The following is a 4,808-nucleotide window of genomic DNA, read 5'->3' on the forward strand; positions in this document are numbered from 1 at the left end:
AATAAAGAATTGTTAATCACCGCTTGCTTACATTGTTGTTTTATTATTCATGAAATTATAAATAGTAAACCATCGAGTATTTGTTCATTTTGTATATGTATGTTTTCGAATTCGTAGATGTATTTTGTGCAACTTAATTCGTTATAGTTTGTCTACACCAAACAATAAACATTATCGAAGATGAAATTTACTAATAATAATCACATCGTATTGAAGATTCGGCTATCTTCTGCTCGTTTTGTTATTAAGAACTTGGAACGAGCGATTCGTTATTGCCTTTCGCATAAATATAATGAGATCGCAAATATGCTATTACGCCGATTAGATATGGCATTTATTCATTTTGAACGCCTTTATAATCAGCAGAGTAGTCGCTGAGTTGTTAATCAATTGTTTTGATTTGTTGTTGTATTTACATTTGAACTATCAATAATTATTAATCAATTTGTTTTATATAAATCATGTGACAAACATCACATTTATGTGTATCGTCACGATCTTGCTATGAGTTATGTCATTGCCTTAACAAAGCAAGCTTAGTTTCACTGACAATAGCTGATGTCAGTGCTCAACATGATTTGATGTAAAGCAAGTTATAAAGTAGTAGAGAATTGAAATGACACAGATTGCTAACAGTCGAAAAAAAATTCAGTTAATTCGAGAACATATAAAAACATCGGTTCAACAAGGTGATGTGAAAAATGTTTCTATTTTGTTGGAAGAATTAGAATCTGAATTAACTGTATTTGAATCGCTATATTCTGCTCCGTAAAAATATTAAAAAGAGGAGCTTAAGGATAGTGAGTGTTATATTTTCGAAAGATATTTAGTGATAAATAACGTACTATAAACTATTCGCTGTTTATTATTTGTATCTATGGAAAAGCAAAATATTGCCTCGGCAATGAATGAGGATGCACTTTCACGATTAAAAAGTGCATTTAAATCTGGAATACTTGCAACATTAGCGAGTATTTCGGTTGGTTTTTTATTTAAAATATGGCTTGCACAATGGGTTAATAAAGATGATTTAGCCCTGTTTAATAGTGTGATAGATATCGTTTCACTGTCATTAATTCTAATGACAGGTTTTCGTTCGTCCATGGTTGTGACCTACAGCCAGACCAATAATGATCGTGACATTATAAATATATTTCGCTTTTGCTTGATCACCATGGTGTTACTCACGTGGGGTATTGTTTTACCTTATATTAAGCATGAGTTGCATATTAACGTCGGCTATTTTGAAATGGTTGGCGTGATTTTTAGTATGGGGATGAAGGTTTATTTTACTAACTTGATTGCCATGTATCGTCTTTATGATGTGTCGAATAAAGTGACATGGATAGAGCCGATAACCAATGTTGTTAGTTTTGTTATTTGTTACTACCTACTGCATTTTTCACCATTAGCTTCCTTGTTCTATAGCATGACGTTGTCATCGCTGGTGGCTGCACATTTTATGTATTGGAAGCGTCGCAAGCAGATCGCAACCAAGCCGATAAAGCCTGTCCAACTTGATCCTAATATGCGTAACTATGTGCGTAAGAGCTTCACTGCCTCACTAGAGGCGGGAGCGAGCATATTAATGATCTATATTACGGTATTATTGACTATTACCCATTTTAGTTTGGATGAATTGGGCGATTTTCAGGTTGTTGTCCGTCCAATCTTTACTTACATGACAATGCTGTTTGTATTTCCTATTTATCGATTCGTATTACCTGAATTAACCTTGTGTATTCGCCAAGGCGATCATGAGCAAGTAAAAGCCATTAGACGCTGGATTTTTCGGTTAGCGGGCATCGTCAGTGTGTGTTTTTTCCTTATCATGCTGTTGGCTGGGCCTGAAATCATTGGTTTTGTCTTCCCTCCTCAATATCACGGTGCGGTGATAGTGCTATTTCACTTCTCCATTTTCTTTATTTTTATGATGCTTAATGCCTACCAATTGGCATATATAAAAGCGCATGGGAAGTTTACGCTGAGTTTGATTATTCGCTTAAGCGGTATAGTTACACTGGTTGCAAGTTATTATTTATTATCGATTTTTACTGCAAATGTGGTGGCTATCATTGTTGCCTTATGTTTAGGCTATGTCATGATGTTTATCTTATCGACAATAGAAGAGCGGAAAATTTTAAAGGGATACCAATTAGCAACGTCACAAGCGTCATAAAGGGTGTCCATGTGGTGCGCACAATCGTGTAATGAATGAAATAATAGGGAAGAGAATGTCTGGGATCACTGATTTATCTGAGCTTTTAGCAAACTTACAGCCAGTTTTAAGTCCAACTAGTTATATTTTTTGTTTCACAGAAAATACGAATTTAGATGCCATTGCATCTATGTCTCCACTGGCGACATTTCATGAAGAAGAAGGGATGACATTCATTCTTAATCATGAAAGTGCGGTTCAGCATAATATTGAGATCAACAACGTGTATCGTTGTATTACCTTAAAAGTGCATTCAAGTTTAGAAGCGGTAGGGTTAACGGCAGCAGTTTCTAGTGTGTTAGCAAAACGTGGGATCAGTGCGAATGTGATGGCTGCGTTTTATCATGATCATATTTTTGTTCATGAAGAGCATGCAGAGCAAGCCATGCTGGCGTTAACAGAATTATCAGAGTCTGCACAACGCCAACAAGGTGAGTGTGTTTAAAGCACTGGGGACATGCCATAGCTTTGGCTGTTAAGCAAAATTGTTCCTAAAACAATCAGTAAAATACCACCGAGTAGTTTAAAAACTAATGGGGTAAAAGAGGGTTGGTGATCATCACTTGCAGATAAGTATTTGGTCACCAGCTTTTTGCCTGATAGCGTCATTATCGCAATGGTTGATGTTGTTATCGCTGTTCCTATTGCCATGAGAATGGCACTCACCACACCTATCCAATACATATCTACCATATTGGCAAACAGTAATACCAACACTGCGCCTGTACATGGGCGAATACCAATACTGGCAATGATGGCAAGATATTCTCGCATACTTGTTGCTTGGTTTATTTCATCTGCATTAGCAAAGTGCTTATGTCCGCAACCACAATCATGGCTATGGCTATGGCTATGGCTATGGCTATGGCTATGGCTATAGCTATGAGCATGATGGTGCTTTTGTTGTTTGATTAATTGCCATGCTTGTTTTAGGGCGCGGTAAGCAACAATCACACCGAGCAATAACATGGCGACAAAACTAAGCGTAATAAACCTATCTGCAGCACTATTTATTTCTCGCATTGAAGAGTTAAAAAAGGCAAGCAGTATGGATACTAAAGCAATCGCGACAAAGGCTTGAAGAAATGCTGAAACGATCGTCATGATCAAGCTAGCTTTGACTTTCGCAGGATTCGTCGCAAGGTAAGTGGTAACGATCATTTTGCCATGGCCTGGGCCTAATGAGTGAAATACACCATATAAAAAGCTAAGCCCTGCCAGTGAATAAATGGCACCATTATGATCTTTGGCATCATAGATTAGATCACTTAATTGCCCATTAATTTCACGTTGCCATTTTATTGTGTTGATCATTAGGGTTGGCCAGTATTGCCATAAAAAGTAACCACCGATAGCTAAAAAGGCAAAAACTAAGCTAGCACCAAGCCAATAGTTCTTAGGAGCCTTATTGTGGTGGTGATGATGTTCAGTGTGTTGATGATCCATTTTTCTATTCCTTAATGCCACAGATCACTTACAGCTCAGTTTGACTGTCTGGGTAAATAGTTGACCTAATGCATTATCGGGATCAGCATCGGCAGGTAACGACTGCGCATATAGCATTTGTTCTGGCGTTGGATTTGGCTCTACTAATTTAAATGTGCAGCTCTTTGCTAGCTTTGGTGATAATTCAATGTCACTTTTATCTTTCCATGACATATCAACATAGTAGCTTGGCTCGAAAATCAGTAGACGTAGTGAATCTTTAGTCAGTGGTTGCGGCTTTGACAGCGGTAGTTCAAACGTTAATGTCGCTTTAGCGCGATCTTTAGTTAAAACACCATCTTTTGCAATTTTGTATTTGATAGGCTCTTCGCCATTATAAAAATAGGTGAAGTAGTGCTCGTTCATCATATTGTGCATTACGGACTGCCCAACACGCGCCAATGTTTCTTGTTTGTGTTCAGCAGACATATCTTCACCATCAAGCATGTATGCGGTTGTCATGGCATCAAAAGTCCATACCATTTTAAATCCTGTGATCTGCTGACTATCACCTTGAATGTATGTCTTCATGTCAATCCATGAGTGCGGGTGTGCTTGGCTAGATGTGGAAAAGAAAGTGAAAGATGAAAGCAGAATTGCAGGGAAAGATATCCAACGCATAAAAGATGTTATCTCCGTATTCACAGGCGTGGCACGATGCTTTGAGGTATTCAAAGAATAATAGATGTTATGTTATAACATTTAGGATAGACGACTAAAAGTGAAATTCATGTAAATGGTAGTGTACTTCACTTACTAACGGAAATGAGTCTTAGTTTTAAGCGAGCAGAAATGCAGATGTAGCGACAATAATGCCACCAAAAATAGCTAAAGGAAGATTACTGTCAACGCCTGCAATTAATGTAAGCAGTAATCCAAAAGAGATGTACAGTTTGTGTTTGCTAACCATGGTTCTCTCCCGTATTCATGATATTTATACTCAGGTCGCTGGGTATATGTTTATTTAATAACATGCTACGGGGCGTTATGTTAACAAGGTGTCAAAATTGAATGGTTAAAACTTATACACTTTAAAGATCTGATTAATAAATATTTTCTATATTTTTGTAGTTATAGTTGTATAATTTCGCATTGTTAATAGCAG

6 protein-coding genes are annotated in these 4,808 nt (G+C 37.2%); 3 read left to right on the top strand and 3 right to left on the bottom strand.

Annotation, left to right across the window (positions count from 1 at the left end):
* The first annotated feature begins 616 nt into the window (after positions 1 to 616).
* The 3 genes from E5A76_RS20425 (at position 617) to E5A76_RS14855 (ending at position 2,663) form a co-directional block, all read left to right on the top strand.
* Positions 617 to 772 (top strand): hypothetical protein, encoded by a 156-nt coding sequence (locus E5A76_RS20425; RefSeq protein WP_181317990.1) that lies wholly within the window; start codon positions 617 to 619, stop codon positions 770 to 772.
* Positions 773 to 877: 105 nt separating this feature from the next.
* Positions 878 to 2,179: a lipopolysaccharide biosynthesis protein gene (locus E5A76_RS14850; RefSeq protein ID WP_181317991.1), complete on the top strand. Its 1,302-nt coding sequence runs from the start codon at positions 878 to 880 to the stop codon at positions 2,177 to 2,179.
* A 55-nt stretch (positions 2,180 to 2,234) separates the two neighbouring features.
* On the top strand, positions 2,235 to 2,663 hold the full coding sequence (locus tag E5A76_RS14855) for an ACT domain-containing protein (protein WP_053989362.1): 429 nt from the start codon (positions 2,235 to 2,237) through the stop codon (positions 2,661 to 2,663).
* Here the strand turns inward: E5A76_RS14855 and E5A76_RS14860 are convergent.
* From E5A76_RS14860 to E5A76_RS20715, 3 genes are all read right to left on the bottom strand, one after another.
* Complete coding sequence (locus tag E5A76_RS14860) at positions 2,660 to 3,664, bottom strand: nickel/cobalt transporter (protein ID WP_161119390.1); 1,005 nt, start codon at positions 3,662 to 3,664, stop codon at positions 2,660 to 2,662. The genes E5A76_RS14855 and E5A76_RS14860 overlap by 4 nt on opposite strands.
* A gap of 24 nt (positions 3,665 to 3,688) precedes the next feature.
* Entirely contained in the window at positions 3,689 to 4,324 is a 636-nt protein-coding gene (locus tag E5A76_RS14865) for a DUF1007 family protein (RefSeq protein ID WP_161119391.1), read from the bottom strand.
* A gap of 157 nt (positions 4,325 to 4,481) precedes the next feature.
* The gene (locus E5A76_RS20715) at positions 4,482 to 4,613 is read right to left on the bottom strand and encodes a hypothetical protein (RefSeq protein WP_008989643.1); all 132 of its coding nucleotides are present in this window, start codon (positions 4,611 to 4,613) and stop codon (positions 4,482 to 4,484) included.
* Between the last annotated feature and the right edge of the window lie 195 nt (positions 4,614 to 4,808).

Source organism: Photobacterium lucens (genome assembly GCF_009873615.1).
GTDB lineage: Bacteria > Pseudomonadota > Gammaproteobacteria > Enterobacterales > Vibrionaceae > Photobacterium > Photobacterium lucens.

Coding starts and splice junctions, on each gene's coding strand:
- E5A76_RS20425 (WP_181317990.1), top strand. CDS start 617: ATGACACAGATTGCTAACAGTCGAAAAAAAATTCAGTTAATTCGAGAA.
- E5A76_RS14850 (WP_181317991.1), top strand. CDS start 878: ATGGAAAAGCAAAATATTGCCTCGGCAATGAATGAGGATGCACTTTCA.
- E5A76_RS14855 (WP_053989362.1), top strand. CDS start 2,235: ATGTCTGGGATCACTGATTTATCTGAGCTTTTAGCAAACTTACAGCCA.
- E5A76_RS14860 (WP_161119390.1), bottom strand. CDS start 3,664: ATGGATCATCAACACACTGAACATCATCACCACCACAATAAGGCTCCT.
- E5A76_RS14865 (WP_161119391.1), bottom strand. CDS start 4,324: ATGCGTTGGATATCTTTCCCTGCAATTCTGCTTTCATCTTTCACTTTC.
- E5A76_RS20715 (WP_008989643.1), bottom strand. CDS start 4,613: ATGGTTAGCAAACACAAACTGTACATCTCTTTTGGATTACTGCTTACA.